This window comes from Wolbachia endosymbiont (group A) of Limnophora tigrina, from assembly GCF_964263225.1.
Classification (GTDB): Bacteria; Pseudomonadota; Alphaproteobacteria; order Rickettsiales; family Anaplasmataceae; genus Wolbachia.
The window spans coordinates 391,823-411,970 of sequence record NZ_OZ181654.1 but is presented as its reverse complement, the minus strand read 5'-3'; the positions used below and the strand labels follow the sequence as shown (position 1 = coordinate 411,970).

Sequence of the window (20,148 nt, the reverse complement as noted above, 5' to 3'; positions counted from 1 at the left end):
GGAAATTCTATTTTTTTATAGTCAAAGTAAAAGGGTTAATACGATAACCATATGATGATCTTTGCCAACCAAGGGTTTGTATTACATCATCACGTTCAATATTTAATCCTAATTTCTCAGCAAGTGCAGATTTGATTGTTCTTTGCATCTTATTTAATGGTTTTCTGATTTGATGTTCTAAATCTGCTTCTAAACTAAGTCCCAAGAGTTTTTCTAACTGATTAATATTGAGAAGTGTATGTTTTTCAGGTGGTAACTCTTTCTCACAGTCATGTAAAAATTGCTTGAACAATATTCGAAAAATATTAAGGCATGATGCAGCTTTTTTATTTATAACTTCAATACTATTAACATATACCATACCTTTAACTACTTGTAACTCCAAAAGTTTTGTTGGTATAATTGGTTCAACACGTTTAAGCGAAATATATGAAGCTGGTAAAACTTGCAAAGAAGTATTTTCTACCACCTCTGGTACTCCTCTTTTATCTGCCTCTTGGAATATCTCAGTTACAGTCTTAAGCTGACAAAACAGTTTCACCATTGGCACTACATATAGATTCAGCAATAGATTTGGTATATCTTTTTTTAGAGTGATGAGAACCGTCGGATGGACTCTAAGTTTATCTATAGTTAAAAATATCGCATCAGTACAAAAATCAAGGATTATTAGATTTACAATACGACCTTGATTACAAATATAATAAACTCCTTTTTCCACTTTTTCCCACATAAGTCTTGAATCATTCAACTTTGTTTCAAACCAGTCTACGATTCTCTCTGTATTTAAATATATGGATAAGAGATGAAATCTCTGTTTTTGATAAGTATTAGGCAAAATATGACGAGAGCAGTTTTCACAAATAGCGTCATCACATGCTTCATCAAAGTCTGGATCAATGAAAATCTCATTGCTACAACTTGGATCAATTACATTTGGCCAATCAAGATAATCTTCTTCACAAGAGCAAACAATATAATACCTTTCTTGCATTTGTATCCATCCAAGATCAAATAAGTATCTTGCTGCTTTAATGTGATTTTGACTTGGATTGACCCAAGAACTATTTGAACTTAAAAGATCAGCAATTTGCTCGTGAAAGGATTTTAAGACCATAAGATTGTTCCATATGTTTCTTTAGCTCCTCTCTTTCTTTTTTATTGAGCGGATGCTCTGAATAATAAATTTCCCCACTTGCTTTGAAAGAAAATGTTACCTTTTTGCTTTGAAACATTACTTTAGCTGATTGAATAGATTGTAGTATGTTGCCAATAGCTGGCTTTAAAATATGTAACTCTGGTGCAATAGGATCATATGGCTTTACACTCAAAGTAAGATATGTATTACTATTTTTAAAATAATCTGACTTAAAATTTAACTCAAATATACAAATATTAGGATCAGAACCCTCTATACATGCTTGAAGAAATTTGTGCACTTGTAGTGGAAAGTTCTTATCTTGTATATTTACAAAAGTACATTCGCAGTCGAAATAGCAACTTACAATGCTATTTGCTATTTCCACAGCTTTATTAGTATTTTTAGCACAGAGATTAACCTTTGTACCATCAAGCGAAAAATCTAAAATCATCCACTCAGGTTTATGACCATGAACAACTTTGTTTGAATTAAGCAGTAAATCCATGTCACTTCCTCGGCGTACAAACATATATATTCTATCTTGGTGATGAAAAAAACCCTGCAATTGGTTATCATCCCTAAGTATCTGCTCTACAGTTTCTTGTGACACAAATGCCTTAAATGAAGTATTTATTTGTCTTGGTGGTTTCTGTAGAGCAAATGATACGAAACCTTTCTTTTGCACTTTATCAAAGTGATGGACAGATTTTAGAAGTTCACAATTTATGTGAAATAGTAAAAACAATAAGGATCTTTTATCATACTTGGTATTATTTTTTATCAGATACGACCTCATTAACTCTTGAGTCAGGGCAAATCTTGCTACTTCACTGACTGTAGCCTCAAGTTTTGTACGATCAAAGTAGCTAATGAGATAATAGTTAAAAAGAGAGCCAGAGTAACTAGTAAGTATCTTGCGTTTTTGTTGAGTGGATCTGTCATCGTAGTCTCCATCTTGAAAAAGTTGTCCATTTAAATGATTTTTAAAGCAATGCTGAAAAATAATGCTCAGTTGTTTACCAGAAAGGGAATCTAACCAAGACTGACGTATATTAGAATCCTGAAAACGATCTAATAAAAGGTTAACAGGAACTTCTAAGTCGCTCTCCCAGAATTCGTAACTTGGATGAATATTCATAACAGATTAAATAAGCCATATTATACATAATATGACAATTCAAGAAAAGATTTTTTGGACATAATTTTTTCAAATCTTGTATATTTAATTAAGGAGAATTTGTGTGAACTAGATAGCTTCCTTAAATAAGGTACGCATTGGTTTAGTTTAAAATGGTAAAAGTTTTCTTTTAGCTGGTGATAAGAATTCTCCCAACCTATCAGAAAATTCACAGGAAGAAAAACATGCAAAAAGGGGAATTAACTATTAATTGCCGTTATGAACCTCACAGATTGGCGAGTACATATTTGGCAAATGCTTATGAACAATTATTGAAATATAAAATAAAGGAGGTGAAAGAAAATGACAATAGTAAGCTTGTATGCAAGAGTTTCATCAAGACAACAAGCACAAGAGAATACGATAGAGAGTCAGATTGTAGAATTGGAGCGTCGCATTAGTAGCGATGGATATGAATTGTTAGATGAACATAGGTTTGTTGATAATGGCTACAGTGGATCAAACTTAGAACGTCCTGGCTTAGAGAGTTTACGTGATAGAGTAGCAGAAGGTAAGATAGATAAGATATATATTCATTCACCTGATCGGCTATCACGGAAATTTTCATATCAAATGATCTTACTCGAAGAGTTTAAAAAGGCTGGATCTGAAATAGTATTTTTGAATCATAAGTTTGATGATAATCCGGATTCCCATTTATTTCTACAGATTCAGGGAGCAATAGCAGAGTATGAACGTGCAAAGATTATGGAACGAAACCGTAGAGGTAAACTTCATGCGGCCAAAGCTGGGTGTATAAGTGTGATGGGTAGGGCGCCTTACGGTTATCGCTACATAGCAAAACATGTAGGTGAAGGAAGTGCTCAATTTGAGGTTGATGAAGAAGAGGCAAATATAGTGCGTAAAATATTTAGTCGGGTTGGCCAAGAAAGAGCAAGCATAGGAGAAGTTGTACATGAACTGAATAAGATACCGGTAATAACACGAACAGGAAAAAGGTATTGGAAAAGGAGCACTATTTGGAACATGTTAAAAAATCCTGCTTATATAGGACAAGCAGCTTATGGTAAAACTAAGACATGCTCAAAACCACAAGTAAAAAAGTCAAAAAAAGGAACTTGTGGTAAACTTAAAAGTGGTCGCTTTAATAGTGATAAAGAGAACTGGACTTATATTCCAGTACCAAAAATAATCAATGAAAATTTATTTGATTCAGTGCAAACACAATTAGCTGAAAATAGACAAAGAGCAAGAGTACGACAAAGAAGAGAAACATATTTATTACAAGGTTTAATGGTATGCCAACGTTGTCAATATACTTATTGTGGTACAAACCACGTTCATAAAAAGTCGACATATTATTACTATCGTTGCTCTGGTACAAACTCTAGCAAATTTAATGGCAATAAAATCTGCGATAATAAATCAATACGCACTGATATATTAGATGGAGTTATATGGGAAGAAGTCAAGAGTATCTTGAAAGAGCCAGATAGGATTGCAAATGAATATCAACGTAGATTGTCAGAGAACAAAAAGCCTTTACATAATCAAACACGTGAAAAGCAAGAAAGTAAGCTAAGATTAAGTATCAAAAAATTTATTGATAGCTATGCCAAAGGGTTTATAAGCCAAGAAGAATTTGAACCAAGAATCACAACAATGAAACAGCATTTGAAAGAAATTGAAGAAGAGAAAGAAAGAACGCTTGATCAAAAAAAACTACAACAAGAATTGGTATCCGTTCAGCAGAGTGGTTTAAGAAACGATAGATAGAAGATTGTGAAAAGGGTTTAGCCTCCTCTGTTTCCATGTTAAGTATAACGAAATTATTTGCTCAAGGAATGAGTTTCCTCGTTCTGATTGTGTAAAATATGAATTTTTGCGATAAACGACATAATGCCGTATTTGCCGTTCAGCGTGATTATTTGTCAGCGGAGTATTTTCTGGGTCATCTAAAAATTTCCACATCATTCTTTCAGATTTCAAAATATTCTTTGCAACTCGAGACGCTCCAATTGCTTCAGGTAAGCGAGATATTTCCTTCAAATAATACCTTGTACGTTTTCGCAATTTCTTGGCACGTCTAATAAATCTTGAAACATCTATCTCATTTTTTAGTAAAGCTTTTTTCAGTGCAAATAACTCAGTGGCTACATTTCTCAAGTAACAGCCCAGAACTTTAACTTCAAATTTCCAACTATGCGCTAATCTTTCAAAATCCCTTGCTAAGTGTGCCCAACAGATTTGCCTTCTTTCATCAGCAAAGTAGTTGTATGCTGCATATCTGTCGGTTACTACCAAGCTATTACGATTGCAGCATACACTATTTTTTAAAACTTTCATTCCCCTTGACTCTGTCAACTTCACAAAACTTGCCGTATTGCTTGCAAACATCCAACACCAAGCGAGTTTACCTTTGTTATAATGGCTCGTTTCATCAATATGTAGAACTTTACTCCTACTTATCTCTTGTTCGATCTGCTCATACATTTTTTTGCATTTTGAAGCAACTCTATGTTCACTATTTGATATGCTACCGACGCTTATGTTCAAATTGAAGATATCATTTATGATGCTAGCTACTTCGCGCTTTGAATTTTTATAAAACCCACTGAGTGCTGCAACTACTGACTTAACCCTTGGGCCAAATGTATCTGGCGTAACACCCTCTGGTAACTTGCTACTTCTTCTTTTTCCGCATCTCTGACAACGGCCATGTTCCAACTGATATTCCATTACATAAGCCTTAATCTCCGGAAGATCTACTTTCTGATGAATATAAGGTTTTTCGCATATTGCAATCTTCCCTCCGCATTCGCAAGTAGGTGACAACTCTATCTTTATCACCTCATCTGCTTCCATTTTAGCACGATAATTACCCTTATGCCCAACTTGACCACCAATCTTTCTTTCGCTTTTTGGCTTTTCCTTTTTCATTTTGTATAATTCTTTTGAATTGGGAATTGATGAGTTTTTTGAATTTAAACCTAGCCTTTCCTTTAATTCAGCGTTCTCTATCTTTAAAGCCTCATGCTCTGCTTTTAAACTTTCATTCTCTCTTTCCAATCTTTCTATTTTTGCTTCTAACTTTTCTATTTTTTGCTGTAAATTTTTGCAGAGTTCTAAAAGGTTTACCATATTACCTCATATTTACCCTATGATTATCTTTATTATCTTGCTTTGTCTACCTTATTTTGCCGCTCTGCTGAACGGACACGAAAATGTGATGTAAAGGAGATAAGTGGGCATGTACAACCGAGACGGGGGTATATTAGCCCATCTCTTGATGTATTTGTGTAACCTTTTTTTCTTTTAGCAAATTTTGTAACTCACCTTTTTCATACATCTCGCGGGTTATGTCACAGCCACCAACAAACTCTCCCTTTATATATAATTGTGGAATTGTTGGCCAATCAGAGAAACTTTTTATGGACTGACGTATTTCATCATTCTCAAGTACGTTGATGCATTTAAACTTTACATTCAATTTTTTGAGAATTGACACGACGAGTCCAGAGAATCCACATTGAGGAAAGTCAGAGGTGCCTTTCATATACAGCACTACATCGTTTTCTGCTATGTCTTTTTTTATTTGTTCAAAGTTGTTCATAAATATCACCTTAATTTTAAGCTCCAGTTTCTAGTTGCAATGCATGTATAGACTGACCTTCAAGAGCCTTATATACCATTCTGTGTTGTTCTATTTTTGTCTTTCCAGAAAAACACTTGGAAGTTATTTTTAAATGATAATGATCATCATCTCCAGCAAGGTCCTTAATCTTTATATCAGCATCAGGAAATGATTGTTTGATAATTTTCTCTAACTCGTGAATTGTAATAGTCATTGGTTTATTTTAATTATAAGTCTAAAATATGCAATTGATTATTGTGAAGACAATAGATTCAGCGTGCTGAGAGCACTAGCAAGACGAGATTTTAATTGACTTGCATACTCATTCCAGTCCTCTATTTCCTTTCTTGCCACACCTGAGGTAACGGCAGCTTTTGCAACAGCAGGAGATACCATAGAAATTAATCTTGGATCAAATGGAGTAGGTATTATATATTCACGTCCATAGCTCATTTTACGACCGCTATAGGCTGCAGATATCTCATTCGGCACTGATTCGCGGGCAAGCTTCGCTATTGCATCTGCAGCTGCAATTTTCATTTCTTCATTTATTGTCGTTGCATGTACATCAAGTGCTCCTCTGAATATATAAGGAAACCCCATTACGTTATTGACTTGGTTGTTATAGTCTGACCTACCAGTTGCAATTATTGCATCTGGCCTTACAGACTTTGCAAATTCAGGCCTTATTTCTGGATCAGGATTAGCAAGAGCAAAAATGATCGGGTCTTTACCCATGCTTTTTAACATCTCTTCGCTGAGCACATCCTTTGCAGAGAGTCCGATGAATACATCAGCGCCTTTTATGGCATCAAGTAGAGAACGTTCTTTAGTGTCAATTGCATATTTTTCCTTCCACTTATTCATGTCCTCTTTTCTGTCTTTGTGTATTACTCCTTGTTTGTCACATAGCACTATGTTCTTAGCGCCCATGGACTTTAGTATTTCCAAACACGCAATACCAGCTGCTCCAGCACCATTCATGATGATCTTGACATTCTCTAATTTCTTTTCAGCAATATCGAGGGCATTTTCTATACCAGCTGCAACAACTACTGCAGTGCCATGTTGATCATCGTGGAACACCGGAATATCCATCAACTCATTTAGACGTTTCTCTATTATAAAACAATCAGGAGATCTTATATCTTCTAGATTTATTCCCCCCCAACTTGGACCAAGATACCTTACTGCATTGATGAAATCTTCTATGTTTTCTGTGTCAACTTCTATATCAATTGCATCAATGTCAGCAAAACGCTTAAATAAAACAGCTTTGCCTTCCATGACGGGTTTTGAAGCAAGAGGACCGATATTGCCAAGTCCCAGCACTGCGGTGCCATTTGAAATGACAGCCACATAATTGCTTTTTGCCGTGTAATCATAAACAGCTTTAGGATTTTTAGCTATTGCAAGGCATGGGGCTGCAACACCAGGGGAATAAGCAAGTGATAGGTCATGCTGTGTGGATAAGGGTTTTGTTGGTATAACTGATACCTTACCAGGTTTACCACTTTTATTATGGTACTTAAGTGCTTCTTGTTTTGTGGTGTTATCTAAATCATTATTCATGCTTTGAGCTTATTGTTAGTAATTTCCTAAGTATATGGGGTTTTTATGAATGTTCAACTATTAGCTTGTGAACTCTATTGTACTTCTGTATAAATTTATCTACTACGTAGGGTGATGTGACATGCTTAAGAAAAACGTGCCTAATTTGCTAACAATTTCTCGTGCGCTCGCAATACCGGCAATAATATCAAGCTTTTATATAGAGAGTAAGTATGCAAGTCTAATAACAATATTGATCTTTATGTTTGCGTGCATTACAGATTTTTTTGATGGTTATTTAGCGCGTGCATGGAAAGTCCAATCGAATTTTGGCAAGTTATTTGATCCAATTGCCGACAAGTTAGTAGTAGCTTCAACAATAATCATGCTAGTTTATAAGCATAAGATAGATGATATTACAATTATACCGTCAGTTATAATTGTTTGTAGGGAGATATTAGTTTCAGGCTTGCGGGAGTTCTTGATAGCTACAAACGTTAGTTTACCTGTGAGTAAGGCTGGGAAAATTAAAACATTTTTGCAGATGGTTGCTATAGTAGCGTTAATAATGAGTGATTATGAAGCAACTAAATATATAGGTGTGGTTTGCTTATGGGCTGCGGCTGTTATGACTATGTGGTCAGGCTATAATTACGTTCTAGCTGGCATCAAACAGATTGACTAAATTGCTTAAGAGTATACAAAGAAAGTTAATAATTTCATAACATTGACTTAGTAATTAAAATCCTATATAATGTATTAGTTCATAAGTTGGTCTGTTCATATGACTAGTATTACAGGCACTAAGTTTTTTTTAAAAAGATCCAAAGGTAAAAAAGGTGCTAAAATGGAAGATTTTTTCTGGGATTTTTGGCCAACAGTTGATGAAGAAGTCAGAAAAGAAAGAGAGGAAGAAAAAAGCAAAAAGCTCGAACAAGAACTATTAACACTAAAAAAAAGAGAGCTACATAGGAAATGTGTATCATTGGTAACAATGGTTCCATTTGCATTATTGATGGCAATTGAGCTCGAAAAAACATGTAGCGATCAGGTATTACTTGGCCTTATAAGCAGCTCATTAGGCCATACTATATTACCTTTCACAGTCTTATCCCTTATTTGCACGCTATATTTAATTTATAATAATAGAAAAATAGCACAAAAAGAACGAGAATTGGAGAATATTGAAAGTGGGAAAACAGTAGAAAAAGAAAAGAGAGACCTTCCTTGTACCGTTGATGATTGTGCGCCGTAGAAACACGAAAAGTGTTGAAGCTGTGCAGTAGATGAGGGAGGGCCCCTCGGAGCCGGTTTGCAAGAGCAGGCTTCAAAACAGCCATAAGCTGCTTTGGTAAAGAGCTAAGGTAGTAAGCGTTATGGAAAAGGCACAATTATGTGTCATGTATGAAATAGAGAGACGAACGCAAGTGAACCACTGATGAAGTGTCGAAAGCGTAGAGACGACGTCAAAACCAGGGGGTAGTCGTTAACCTGGGATGAATCTACTGGGAGCTTGTTTACTGGGTAGGTGGCGTCCGGCATAAAAGTGGCGTGAATCTATTTTAGGCTATTGCATGGAACTACGGGAACCTGTCGTTTCGATGAAAAGGGAGAAGTCCAAAGAGCTGATCTCTGAGGATGAGAGTACCGATGCGAAAAACAGGGGCGGATTAGCTCGTAGTAGCGAAGAAGTTTCTGTAATGGAAATGGAGTGAAGGGGCTAAGTTATTTAGTTTTAATTATTTATCAACCGAAAGGGAGGAGTTAATGAATAAAACAAAGTCTTTTGATATACCGAAGCAACTTATTTGGAGAGCTTATAAACAAGTATCGAAAAATAAAGGTGCAGCAGGTGTAGATGAGGTCTCGATAACAAAGTTTGAAGAAAATCTAAAGGATAATCTATACAAATTATGGAATCGGATGTCATCCGGAAGTTATTTTCCAGAGCCGGTAAAAGCTGTTGCGATACCAAAAGATACAGGAGGGCAAAGAATTTTATGTGTGCCTTCAGTATTCGACAGAATAGCGCAAACAGCAGCTACAATGTATCTTGAGCCGTTAGTAGAACCGAAATTTCACGAAGATTCATATGGTTATAGACCAAATAAGTCTGCACTGGATGCGATATACACAGCACGGAAGAGATGTTGGAAAAATGATTGGACGGTAGATCTTGATATATCTGGATTTTTCGACAATCTGGACCACGATTTAGCACTGCAGGCTATCAAGAAACACACAGACTGCAAATGGGTCATACTGTATGTTGAGAGGTGGATGAAAGCCCCCATTCAGCAAGCAGATGGCAGTAGGGTAACAAGGGATAAAGGAGTTCCGCAAGGAGGTTCAATAAGCCCAATCATTTCAAGCATATTTATGCACCATGCCTTTGATATGTGGATGAAACAAAATTATCCAACAGTACCATTTGAAAGATATGTAGATGATGCGATAGTGCACTGCAGAACTAAAAGACAGGCAGGATTTATGAAAGTAATGATTGAAGAAAGATTGGCTAAGTGTAAATTGAAGTTACATCCTGAAAAGACACAGATTGTGTACAGTAAGGATGATGATAGAAAAGAACAATTTCCTAAACAAAGCTTTGATTTTCTAGGTTATACTTTTAGACCTAGAGTAGCAAAGAATAAGATGAGGAATTATTTCATCTCATTTCTACCTGCAATTAGTAACAAAGCCAAGAAGAAGATCAAGAAAACCATAAAGTCATGGAGAATACATCGGATTACATGGACCACACTAGAGGAAATATCGAAGAAAATAGATCCAATAGTCAGAGGCTGGTTTCAGTACTATGGCAGGTTTTATAAATCAGAGATGTATCCATCTCTCAGAAATATAGAGAGATACCTCATAAGATGGGTCAGGACAAAATATAAGAAACTTCGTGATCACGGAAGACTAGCAAAGCAATTTCTAGGAAAAGTGAGAAAGAGGTCTCCAAGTATTTTCTATCATTGGACACTTGGGTTAGGATCAAAAGGCTAAATAATGGGAGCTGTATAAGCCGAGAGGTTTCCGTGCAGTTCTGCGAGAGACTGGTGGGGAAGCTCCGCCGGTCTACTCTCCACTTTAACTATGCTGATGCTGCTTTAGTTACATTAGTTATTGTGGCTAGCATAGTAGGTGAAGCATTGGAGCAAGGAATAATAGGAGACGTAGCTTTTTCAATTTCTAGTCTATTTTACTTTGTAGCGAGTGCTACTTTCTGCTATCGCGAGTACAAGAAAAGTAAAAAATATGAAGTAGAAAAAGAGCAAGACTTTGATGAGAAGTTTGAAAAAAAGACAAGCAATATGTCTTCAGCTAAGTTAATGCTCGCTGGTTCTTCTTTATTACTAATCAGGAAAATAATATTGATTTCTGGAGTAGCATTAGCATCATCTGCTGTTGGGCCTGCTTTAGGTCTGGTAGGTATTGCTCTTTTGATGGTAGGAAGTGGATTGATCACACATTCTTATAGTAGAAAGCTAGAGAACGTAGAAGTGAGTGGAAAGGGTGTTGCAATAGGTGGTGGTGCGAGCAATATAGGTAATGGTGGCCAAGAGACGCTTTTCGTTCGATGATAATGCCAAAAATTTGTTTATTTAGGTAATATTTAGTCTATACTTTATTTTGATCAAAAAAAATCTTATGTATAAGACTTTAATCATATGCTTTTTTCTTCTGACTTGCCCCTTCACGCAGTCGTATGCGAATGATCTTGAACACACTGAAACTGAACTATATGAGGAGGCAGTTAAGCTTTATGATCAGAAAAAATATAAGCAAGCTATTAGAGCATTTCAAAAGATAGAGGATTTGTATCCTTTATCTTATTGGGCAATGAAAGCCAAATTATTGTCTGGGGTTTCTCACTATAATATGGGTAAATACAGCGGTGCTGCAAGTGATATGGATGATTATATATACGTTTATCCAAATGGTGAAGATTTGCCATATGTATATTACTTAAGAGTATTATCTTATTACATGCAAATTAACAAAGTGCAGCTTGGGCAACAAATTGCATATAAAACTTTAGAGCTAGCTACTGAATATATTAATCTTTTTCCGAATAGCGAATATATAGAAGAGATCAAAGAAAAAGAAAAATTAATCACAGAACATATATCAAAAAAAGAGTATTCTATTGGTGAATTTTACCTAAAGCGTGGTGAATATTTAGCAGCAATTAAGCGTTTTCAAGATATGATAAGCGATAAAGATTCTAAATATTCTTCTAGAGTTATTAGTTATTTAATAACAGCTCACTTAGCTCTTGGCCTTGACTTAGAAGCTGAGCAGTATGAAAATATGTTAGTAGAAGGGGTGAATTAGTTTTCTTATGGCTGGTCATTCACAGTTTTCAAATATAAAACATCGAAAAGGTGCTCAGGATGCAAAGCGCTCGCAAAAATTTACGAAGCTCATTAGGGAAATAACAGTTGCTGCAAAACAAGGGCTACCTGATCCCGAGCTTAATCCACGTCTTCGCTCTGCTATCTTTTCTGCGCGAAAGGAAAATCTACCAAAAGATAAAATAGAAACAGCAATAAAAAATGCAGCTGGTAACGTTGCTGGAGAAAGTTATGAAGAAATACAATATGAAGGCTGCGGACCTTCTGGTGCTGCACTTATTGTCCATGCTCTGACAAATAATCGCAACCGAACTGCTTCTGAGATACGTTATATCTTTTCTCGCAAAGGCGGTAATTTGGGAGAAACAGGATGTGTGAGTTACCTTTTCGATCATGTAGGCTTAATTGTCTATAAAGCAGAGGGTATAAATTTTGAAGATTTATTTAACTATGGAATTGAATTAGAAGTATTGAATGTTGAGGAAAATAACAAGGAAGAATTATATGTTATAACTTGTGAAGTGAAAGATTTTGGTAGAGTGCGTGATGCTTTCTATACAAAATTTGGAGAACCAGAACTTGCTCGTCTTTCATGGCAACCAAAGGACCTGATTGAAGTGAGCGACAAAGAATTAATTGATAAATTATCTACATTAGTTGAAGAGCTAGAAGATAATGATGATGTGCAGTATGTTGAAGGTAATTTTATTTTTGCTGATAAACTATGAGGCTGGTAATACTTCCACTGCTTTGTATTTTACCAGCATATGCAACTGAAACATTTGCGCAGAAATACTATTGTCATTCCAGTGCCCAGACACTGGAAATTGATTGTAAACAGCACGCTATACAACATTTTCGATTAAAAAACTGTTCAAGCACTGGAATAACAGAAAGCAACCTAAACCACTTTCCAGCGTTACTTCAGCACGGGATCAGGAAAAAAAAAGCTGCTTTGGTGACAGAAAGTGATAGAAAGTTGTTATTCATATCCAGTGACATAAAATCCTCTTTTTTTGACGCAGAAGGTTTGGCGCCAAATACAGTAATGAGATTAATCGACATATATAAAGGTTATGGTGTAGATTTTAAAAAAGACATTGTGCCCAAAAGCAAATTGGAGGTGCTGTGTGAAAAATCACTCAGTAATCAGAAGGCTGAAGAAAAAATTTTATATACTTCACTGACAACAGATAAAAAGGTCATTAGCTTGTATCATTATGAGTCACAAGAAGCAAAAGAAGTGTATTTTAATAAAGAGGGGGTAAGCTTGAAGAGTAGCGAAATTTTTGTAAATCCTTTAAACGGAGATTTTCGTATATCCTCGAATTTTGGTAATAGAAAGCATCCCATTCATGGTAAAATTGCTTTTCATAAAGGAGTAGATTATGCAGCTAAACTTGGCACTCCTATACACGCCACTGCAGAAGGTGTAATAGAATATATAGGAAAGAATGGTGGCTATGGGAATTACATCAAAATAAAGCACAACAATAAATATTCAACTTGTTACGCACATATAAGCAAATTTAGTAGCGATGTAAAGTTAGGCTCTAAAGTAAAGCAGGGACAAATCATTGCTTATGTTGGCAGCACTGGTGTTGCAACAGGACCTCATTTACATTATGAAGTTATATATAATGGTAAACATATTGATCCGCTTACGATAGCTCATGGCAATGAGATAAAGTTGCCTGATCGTGAATTAAGAGAGTTTAAATTATTTGTAAGTAAGGTAGATGAAATAATCAGCAGAGAGGGTGCAAGTGAAAAAGCAATCTGATGAAGACAGTACAGATAAAAATACAATAAATGATAGAAATCTAAGTAAAATTCGGGCTTTTCCTGTACTAATAGCGCTAGGGTTAATTTTATTGGTACTTTTTGTGTATGACAGCACAATTGCACTTGGAGTTGCTGCTGTTTCAATATTGACTTTTTCTCAAGGATTTTTCGTTAATGATCCTAATGAAGCAAGAGTGATAGAGTTTTTTGGTCATTATATTGGAACTTATTTTAAGTCTGGAATATGCGTAACGCTTCCATTTTCGAGTAAATATAGAGTTTCTTTGAAATTTCAGAATATCAATACAGAAAAAATTAAAGTTAATGATGCTAATGGAAGTCCGATAGAGATTTCAGTAGTAATTGTTTGGAGAGTGAGCAGTCCTGCGAAGGCATATTATAATGTTAATAATTATCATGATTTTGTTTTTGTGCAAAGTGACTCGGTAATTAGAGAACTGGCAAGTAATTATCCGTATGATAGCGAAAACGATGAGGAATCTTTGCGTAAAAATTCTGATAAAATTTCAAATGAATTGAGATCAATGCTACAACAAAGATTGAATATTGCTGGAATTGAAATTACAGAAGCGAGAATATCGCATTTGGCGTATTCATCTGAGATTGCACAAGCAATGCTGAGACGTCAACAAGCACATGCCATCACCTCTGCAAGAAGGCATATAGTGCAAAATGCAATAGGAATTATCGAAGAAGTAATAGCCCATTTTGAAAAAAATAAAAGCTTACAATGGATGGAAAACAAAAGGTTCAATTGATAAACAATTTGCTAGTTGCTCTGATCTCTGAGCAGGATGCACAGCCGACTATTAGTTTGGATAATAATTAGCATAGAAGCCGATTGGGTTTCATGAATGCAAGTCACTGTTAATTTCTTGATTAATAGACTAAATGATGTTATAAATTACACGCATTAGGGGTGCTCTAAAAAAGCTGAGAGTACATAAAGTACAACCCTTTGAACCTGATCTTGTTAAAACAAACGTAGGAAAATGTATATAAATATTGAAGAATGCTTTGGCTTCATCGCGTTCATTACATCTCTCATTGGGTTATTGCCTCAAGTATATAGAGCATATATCACAAAACTTACTCGTGACGTATCGATGCTAATGTTGGTGAATTATCTTATTTGTTCATCATCTTGGCTTATTTACGGTATTTGTCAGGGTTTAACTTTTGTGATACTCAGTAATATTGCTGGATTAGTGATCAGTATAATATCAATTGTTCAAAAATGTTACTACGATGCAAAAACTGCACGAAGCGTTTTATAACCATATGCTACATTGTAGCGTGGAGCAAGAATATCGTTCTATTGTAGTACTAAATGGAGAAATACCTGATTCATCGTTTTTTAAACAAGATATACCTGTTATTGCTGTAGATGGAGGAGCAAATAAGCTTCTATCAATTGGCGTAAAACCTGATCTTGTAATAGGAGATTTGGATAGTATAAATCCGAATTTACGTGCTAATTTAAATACAGTATATCTACCTGATCAAGATTATTGCGACTTTTCTAAAGCAATGGCTCACTTAAAAACAGTAAAGTTATTGCCATCAATAGTAACGGGTATTACTGGAGGAGCAATTGATCATATACTACAAAATATTAACTTTTTTTTAAGTACAGATAGTATCTTTTATATGCCTTCGCCTCCCATGGTGGGGTACGCCTTACAAAAAGGTATTAGCTATTTTTCCTCTTTGCTAAAAAATACTAAAATATCCTTACTTGGTATACCGAAAGCTCAAATATCAACTAAAGGATTACAATGGGAACTGTACCTTAGTCACCTTGCTTTTCCAGGAAAGAATTCTTGCTTTAATCGAAGTTTAGGCAATGAGTTATCTATAGAAATACACAGCGGCGTGTGTTTAGCAATGATATATTTAGAAGCAGTAAATGATGATGGTGTGTATTGAGTTAAAACATTAAGAAAAAAAAAGTAGAAAAACCGTGTTAACACTAATTATAAAAACTACAGGCGCCTGTTATTAGCTAAAGTAAAGGTCAAATATCTGGAATTCTGGACATAAAATCCTCCTGTATAAAAAAGATTCAGAATGTACACACAACAGATGTGGCTGAATTTTTATCGAAAAATTGGTTAAAAGGTCTGCAGACTGAGATAGATTTTGAGCTCTCTAAATATCTCTACCATCATTATAATGGCATCTTGAGTATGCGGAAGCAATTTTTTCATTAAAATAAAAAATTTTATTCTACAGCTCAAAAAGGAGTTTGCTAATTTTCACACTGAATCGGATTCCACTACTCAAACCTAGAAACTTTAATGTGCAAGTATTGAAACCGGTGTTCCCCTTCTTGTTATCCGAGTAGCCTTTTCTTGTCATTTAAGTGGCCTTTTCCTGTCCCCAGTATCTGCTGCTGTCATTCCAGTGCGTGACGTTATTTCCATCCAAGATGGTGTCATCCGAATAGCTGACACTGGTTCCTTTATGACGGCAGTGCCCAGAGGTGTCATCCCAGTGCCCAAGCAACAAGGACAACATTGCAAATTTAGAGTTCAAAAGGGTTATTCCTCGAGAACTACTGCGTCAGAAAGCTGGCGTTGAGTTTGTATATAATGTTGACCTTGGAGGTTTTTATGAATAATAGTGAGAGAAAAGAAAAATTAGAAACTCGTATTCTATCAAGCAGAGGTAGGTCTTTGCTTGACCATGAGCTACTGGAACGTAATCTATCTGCATACACAGAAGGAAGAGAAGTTGCCAAAAGGCTAATGGAGCTCTTTAGTAGTCTAGGAAGGGTGATTAATGCTGACTTTCATGAGCTAAAGAATGTTACAGGAATGAACGATGGAGCAATAGCAAGTATCTTTTGTCTGAAAGAGATTTTTGATAGGATATTGAAAGGTAAGTTAAAAAAGCTGTCGATTCTTGATAATAGAGAAGAGCTATTAAAATACTTTAAAGCAGCAATAGGACAGTCAAGAAAGGAAAGCTTACGAGTGATATACTTAGATAGAAGTGGTCATTTAATATATGAGTATATTCAAGACTGTGGAACTATAGATAGAGTACCTCTGTATGTGAGGGAAATAATAAAACAGGGATTACTGATTGACGCAGCATCTGTTGCAATTTCACATAATCATCCAAGTGGAGATATAGAGCCATCAAAAGAGGATGAGGATAACACACTTACATTAGCTGCAACCTGTGAAAATGTAGGAATGAAATTGATAGATCATATAATCGTAACACAGAAGAGCCACTTTAGTTTTTATGACAGTGGTTTGTTGTAATCTGTAGATCGGAAGGAAAGTTCTCTAGCTTTCCTTCTTTTTTTCCACTTCATAAATTAAAAAATTCAATGTAAGCTTGAACAGCTAAAATTAGTAATGAAAGGTGGAATTAGGCAAAAAAATAAAGGAACTTAGGCTATACTGTGGTTTGACACAAACTGAACTAGGAAAAAGAATAGGTGTTTTATATAGACAGATACAAAGGTACGAAAATGGTTCAAATTACATTTTAGCCAGTAGACTATATGACTTAGCAAAAGCCTTATCGATTGATGTTGCTGATTTTTTTACTGATATGCATGCCTACTCACATGAAAGTTATGATGAAGAAATACTAAAATTAGTCAAAGGATATAACGAAATTAAGAGCAAAAGGTTACGTAGTGTAGTTTATATATTGGTAAAATCTTTTTCTCAAAGTATATTATCTGATACGTAAAATGACCATACAACATCCTATTGATAAACAAATAGGGGAAAGGATAAGGAAAAGAAGGCTAATGTGTGGTTTTAGCCAAAGAGACTTAGGAAAAAAGCTTGAAATTTCATTTCAGCATATACAAGGATATGAAACTGGAGAAGTTAGACTTATAGTTGATAGGTTATATAAATTGGCAGAAGCTTTGTCAGTTGATATGTCATATTTTTTTACCAAAGCCTCTGAAGACTTGCATGATAAGGCCTTTCATAGAGATGTAGGTAGCGAAGAAATATCAAGACTAGTGAGAGAATATAAGAAAATTAAGGATGGAACATTGCGTGATATTGTTCATTTAGTGATAAAGGCTCTTGCTAACAAATAATACAAATTTTAAAGTCTAGGTATTTTTTATAATATAAAACACTTCTACAAGCAATGCTAACCAAAGTAAATTGTTTATGGTAAATTGGATTAAGTTTTAAAAACTACTTTACTTTGTAATAGTTAAATTATTTACCATTTATTTCTGATATACAAGTAGCTACGTGAAACATAGCTACTTGCCTCCAATCAAGAACGTTCCACAGATGTCGTTTTGTTGTCTTTTAATTTATCTACCCAAGAAAAAGTCTCACTGCTTCTAGATTTTTGCTCACTACATTTTCCACATCTAATAAAGTTGCCTTTTTCTACTGCTTCTTTAACAGACATTCCACCAAATAAACAACCTTTTCCTACGATTTCTCCTATTTTTTGCAACTCATTCCACATCTCTTTATCTTCCACTTTAACTTGTACGTGATGATAGTTTTCTGTGTTATGATATACCATTAAATTTAGCTCTCCTAGGCTAGTGTAAAGTGTTACTGTAAAAGCGCTGTTATCCGATATATCTACGTAATTTCTTTCACCGTCTTTTCCAGTTTTGACTTCAACTCCACCCTCACCTATTTTTATGATATTGCCACCGAGATTTAAATCTCCTTTGCTTAGGCCCAAATTTTTTGCACCTTCTACAACTTTTGCAACATCAACTATGCAGCTATGCGAAAATTCCATATAGAAGGTCTTATTGTCAATTTCTACATTTTCAACAGTTCCTGCTATGGTAGCGTTCTCTCCAACTTCCCTGAGCCTTTTGAGTCGACTATATATTTGTGGCTCAATTTCTTTTTGCACCTTTTGATGAATTTCAGTTATTTTCTTATCGACCTGTACATTAAAATCTGCTCCATTTAAGGCTAACTTCCTGATTATATCTTCTTGTTTATTTCCTTTGAATTTATCACTATACATCTTAAACATTGTAACGTTAGCGAAGCTAAAGCCATCTTTATTGGCAGCATTTATCCTTATTCCTAAGTTCAAAACTTCATCGACAACTTTACTTAACTCGTTTATATTTTTAGCTGCAATAGCTTTTTCCAAGAATTCACTTAATTTCATATCTTCATATTCATTTAGCCTTATCTTGCATAAAGCTGATTGAAATGGATTGAGCTCTTCAGGATATGCTAAAGCAGGTGATTTACTAATCTTTTTATTTGCTATTGGAGCAGCTTTTATAAAATTAGGTAATAATCCTTCTTTTGCTACCAGCTTTATCGCTTTTAATGTTTCTCTAGACAATTTTTTACTTTTTATTTTTTTCATTGTAACCCCCACGTAATTTAATCAATATTCGATCATATCGTGATAAATATTATTTAATTATTAATATTATACGACTTGTCGATTTACTATATATGTTTATAACAAGTTTTACAGGCATTTCATATAAAAAAACACATCTTGTAAAAATTATTTCAGTTTCAACAAAAATGGGGTATTGTGATTGTAAAATTGAAAAAAATGGATATTCTATCTTACTCCACTAAAAAGTTGAAGAAGCATTGTCATCTACTCGATGATGAAGAAAAAGTAATTCTATATTAGCAGCTCCTAGAAAAGGCTAAAGATATACTTGAAAATTCAAGAGATAATATTGCTGAGCTGAAAAAGATCAGTAAAGCAGCTGTAGCAATAGAAGAAACTACCGATAAAGAGCTGTTAGAAAAGTTTAATGATGATCACCCGCTAAGAGAAGTGGACATTTTAATCTACTCTCCTCAAGGAAATACTGAAGTAACAAATTATTTGTTCAGTATAGATAACTCATCAGAGCTTTATGATTTAAAAGAAGATAAGGGTAAAGCTCTTTATAATGCAGTAAAATCAAATGATGTTGAGCTTGTAAAAAAGCTGTTAATGATCCTTTTACCTACAGAAGTAGGTAATTTTAATGTAGAATACTTGAAAGAATTAAAAATATTGCTGTCAGGAATTCACAAAGAATTGCAATTATCACAAGATATGAAAAATTATCTTGTGAAGACGATAAAGTTCTATAGTTTTCTATGTAGTAATTTTAGCTTATTAGTTGCAAATCCCACTGACGTAAAAGCCATAATCGATCTATTTGCTGCTCAACCAAATATTGATTACCAAATAGATAAGCTTCTACTTTCTTTTATTGTGAGAGATGTTGAGGAAAAAAAGCTAAATTCTGAAATTAGTCATATGATAGAACTTCTTGAGCAACACGAAAGATTTGCTGAGCTCGAATACAAGGTTAGAAGACTAAGATCAGAGTTTGCAAGTGGCAAGAGCAGATATTCAGCTGAGGTAATACGAAATAGCATTGCAGAACGAGAAAAAGAGATGAGGGAGATTGAGAAAAAATACATAAGGCCAAACAATTTAATTAGCGAGAGGCAGAAATTATTAAAGCAATTACTTTGCTAGCTTTTTTCCACTTCATAAAATTTGTTGCAGGTTT

22 protein-coding genes, 2 pseudogenes and 1 riboswitch are annotated in these 20,148 nt (G+C 34.8%); of the genes and pseudogenes, 16 read left to right on the top strand and 8 right to left on the bottom strand.

Annotated elements, in window-relative coordinates; genetic code table 11:
* Positions 1–7: 7 nt before the first annotated feature.
* On the bottom strand, positions 8–1,117 hold the full coding sequence (locus ACE38P_RS01935; RefSeq protein ID WP_374699389.1) for a hypothetical protein: 1,110 nt from the start codon (positions 1,115–1,117) through the stop codon (positions 8–10).
* Positions 1,083–2,279 carry a hypothetical protein gene (locus tag ACE38P_RS01930; RefSeq protein ID WP_374699388.1) on the bottom strand — a complete coding sequence of 399 codons (1,197 nt, stop codon included), beginning with the start codon at positions 2,277–2,279 and terminating at the stop codon, positions 1,083–1,085. Before ACE38P_RS01930 ends, ACE38P_RS01935 begins: the two co-directional genes overlap by 35 nt.
* A gap of 342 nt (positions 2,280–2,621) precedes the next feature.
* Here ACE38P_RS01930 and ACE38P_RS01925 point away from each other — a divergent pair, with 342 nt between their 5' ends.
* The gene (locus tag ACE38P_RS01925) at positions 2,622–4,055 is read left to right on the top strand and encodes a recombinase family protein (protein WP_374699387.1); all 1,434 of its coding nucleotides are present in this window, start codon (positions 2,622–2,624) and stop codon (positions 4,053–4,055) included.
* On the opposite strand, the gene tnpC is transcribed toward ACE38P_RS01925, so the two are convergent.
* The 4 genes from tnpC to ACE38P_RS01905 form a co-directional block, all read right to left on the bottom strand.
* Positions 4,038–5,420 (bottom strand): IS66 family transposase, encoded by a 1,383-nt coding sequence (tnpC, locus tag ACE38P_RS01920; RefSeq protein WP_374699286.1) that lies wholly within the window; start codon positions 5,418–5,420, stop codon positions 4,038–4,040. The two genes, ACE38P_RS01925 and tnpC, sit on opposite strands and share 18 nt — an antisense overlap.
* A gap of 133 nt (positions 5,421–5,553) precedes the next feature.
* On the bottom strand, positions 5,554–5,892 hold the full coding sequence (gene grxD / locus ACE38P_RS01915) for a Grx4 family monothiol glutaredoxin (RefSeq protein WP_264375466.1): 339 nt from the start codon (positions 5,890–5,892) through the stop codon (positions 5,554–5,556).
* Between the two features lie 16 nt (positions 5,893–5,908).
* Positions 5,909–6,127, bottom strand: coding sequence for a BolA/IbaG family iron-sulfur metabolism protein (locus tag ACE38P_RS01910; protein ID WP_006012412.1), 219 nt, complete (start codon positions 6,125–6,127; stop codon positions 5,909–5,911).
* A gap of 38 nt (positions 6,128–6,165) precedes the next feature.
* Positions 6,166–7,485, bottom strand: coding sequence for a malic enzyme-like NAD(P)-binding protein (locus ACE38P_RS01905; RefSeq protein ID WP_374699425.1), 1,320 nt, complete (start codon positions 7,483–7,485; stop codon positions 6,166–6,168).
* A 121-nt stretch (positions 7,486–7,606) separates the two neighbouring features.
* Between ACE38P_RS01905 and pgsA the strand changes: the two genes are divergently transcribed.
* The 11 genes and pseudogenes from pgsA (at position 7,607) to ACE38P_RS01850 (ending at position 15,563) form a co-directional block, all read left to right on the top strand.
* Complete coding sequence (pgsA, locus tag ACE38P_RS01900; RefSeq protein ID WP_006012406.1) at positions 7,607–8,149, top strand: CDP-diacylglycerol--glycerol-3-phosphate 3-phosphatidyltransferase; 543 nt, start codon at positions 7,607–7,609, stop codon at positions 8,147–8,149.
* 99 nt (positions 8,150–8,248) lie between these two features.
* Positions 8,249–8,707 (top strand): annotated as a pseudogene (locus ACE38P_RS01895) (hypothetical protein); the annotation flags it as partial.
* 331 nt (positions 8,708–9,038) lie between these two features.
* Positions 9,039–9,179 carry a hypothetical protein gene (locus ACE38P_RS01890; protein ID WP_019078704.1) on the top strand — a complete coding sequence of 47 codons (141 nt, stop codon included), beginning with the start codon at positions 9,039–9,041 and terminating at the stop codon, positions 9,177–9,179.
* A 52-nt stretch (positions 9,180–9,231) separates the two neighbouring features.
* The gene (gene ltrA / locus ACE38P_RS01885; RefSeq protein WP_374699355.1) at positions 9,232–10,476 is read left to right on the top strand and encodes a group II intron reverse transcriptase/maturase; all 1,245 of its coding nucleotides are present in this window, start codon (positions 9,232–9,234) and stop codon (positions 10,474–10,476) included.
* A gap of 32 nt (positions 10,477–10,508) precedes the next feature.
* The gene (locus ACE38P_RS01880; RefSeq protein WP_374699424.1) at positions 10,509–11,054 is read left to right on the top strand and encodes a hypothetical protein; all 546 of its coding nucleotides are present in this window, start codon (positions 10,509–10,511) and stop codon (positions 11,052–11,054) included.
* A 67-nt stretch (positions 11,055–11,121) separates the two neighbouring features.
* On the top strand, positions 11,122–11,808 hold the full coding sequence (gene bamD, locus ACE38P_RS01875; RefSeq protein ID WP_010404795.1) for an outer membrane protein assembly factor BamD: 687 nt from the start codon (positions 11,122–11,124) through the stop codon (positions 11,806–11,808).
* Between the two features lie 7 nt (positions 11,809–11,815).
* Positions 11,816–12,556, top strand: a complete 741-nt coding sequence (locus ACE38P_RS01870; protein ID WP_264687196.1) for a YebC/PmpR family DNA-binding transcriptional regulator — start codon at positions 11,816–11,818, stop codon at positions 12,554–12,556.
* Complete coding sequence (locus tag ACE38P_RS01865) at positions 12,553–13,611, top strand: M23 family metallopeptidase (RefSeq protein ID WP_264375469.1); 1,059 nt, start codon at positions 12,553–12,555, stop codon at positions 13,609–13,611. Before ACE38P_RS01870 ends, ACE38P_RS01865 begins: the two co-directional genes overlap by 4 nt.
* Positions 13,595–14,463, top strand: a pseudogene (locus ACE38P_RS01860) (SPFH domain-containing protein). The gene ACE38P_RS01865 and the pseudogene ACE38P_RS01860 overlap by 17 nt, the downstream one beginning before the upstream one ends.
* A 76-nt stretch (positions 14,464–14,539) precedes the next feature.
* A riboswitch (TPP riboswitch) is annotated at positions 14,540–14,642 on the top strand.
* Positions 14,627–14,911, top strand: a complete 285-nt coding sequence (locus ACE38P_RS01855; RefSeq protein ID WP_017532519.1) for a SemiSWEET family sugar transporter — start codon at positions 14,627–14,629, stop codon at positions 14,909–14,911. Its footprint overlaps the riboswitch before it by 16 nt.
* Entirely contained in the window at positions 14,883–15,563 is a 681-nt protein-coding gene (locus ACE38P_RS01850; RefSeq protein WP_319803546.1) for a thiamine diphosphokinase, read from the top strand. The genes ACE38P_RS01855 and ACE38P_RS01850 overlap by 29 nt, the downstream gene beginning before the upstream one ends.
* Positions 15,564–15,991: 428 nt before the next feature.
* Here ACE38P_RS01850 and ACE38P_RS01845 read toward each other — a convergent pair whose 3' ends face one another.
* Positions 15,992–16,126: a hypothetical protein gene (locus ACE38P_RS01845; protein ID WP_264729813.1), complete on the bottom strand. Its 135-nt coding sequence runs from the start codon at positions 16,124–16,126 to the stop codon at positions 15,992–15,994.
* Between the two features lie 123 nt (positions 16,127–16,249).
* On the opposite strand from ACE38P_RS01845, the gene ACE38P_RS01840 reads away from it, so the two are divergent.
* From ACE38P_RS01840 to ACE38P_RS01830, 3 genes are all read left to right on the top strand, one after another.
* A complete protein-coding gene (locus tag ACE38P_RS01840) occupies positions 16,250–16,909 on the top strand; it encodes a RadC family protein (RefSeq protein ID WP_374699423.1) in 660 nt (219 codons plus the stop codon).
* A 103-nt stretch (positions 16,910–17,012) separates the two neighbouring features.
* Positions 17,013–17,348, top strand: a complete 336-nt coding sequence (locus ACE38P_RS01835; protein WP_374699422.1) for a helix-turn-helix domain-containing protein — start codon at positions 17,013–17,015, stop codon at positions 17,346–17,348.
* Between the two features lies 1 nt (position 17,349).
* Positions 17,350–17,712 (top strand): helix-turn-helix domain-containing protein, encoded by a 363-nt coding sequence (locus tag ACE38P_RS01830; RefSeq protein ID WP_374699421.1) that lies wholly within the window; start codon positions 17,350–17,352, stop codon positions 17,710–17,712.
* A 188-nt stretch (positions 17,713–17,900) separates the two neighbouring features.
* Here the strand turns inward: ACE38P_RS01830 and ACE38P_RS01825 are convergent, their stop codons facing one another.
* A complete protein-coding gene (locus ACE38P_RS01825; protein WP_374699420.1) occupies positions 17,901–18,983 on the bottom strand; it encodes a hypothetical protein in 1,083 nt (360 codons plus the stop codon).
* 432 nt (positions 18,984–19,415) lie between these two features.
* Here ACE38P_RS01825 and ACE38P_RS01820 point away from each other — a divergent pair, with 432 nt between their 5' ends.
* Entirely contained in the window at positions 19,416–20,114 is a 699-nt protein-coding gene (locus ACE38P_RS01820) for a hypothetical protein (RefSeq protein ID WP_374699419.1), read from the top strand.
* Positions 20,115–20,148 lie beyond the last annotated feature (34 nt).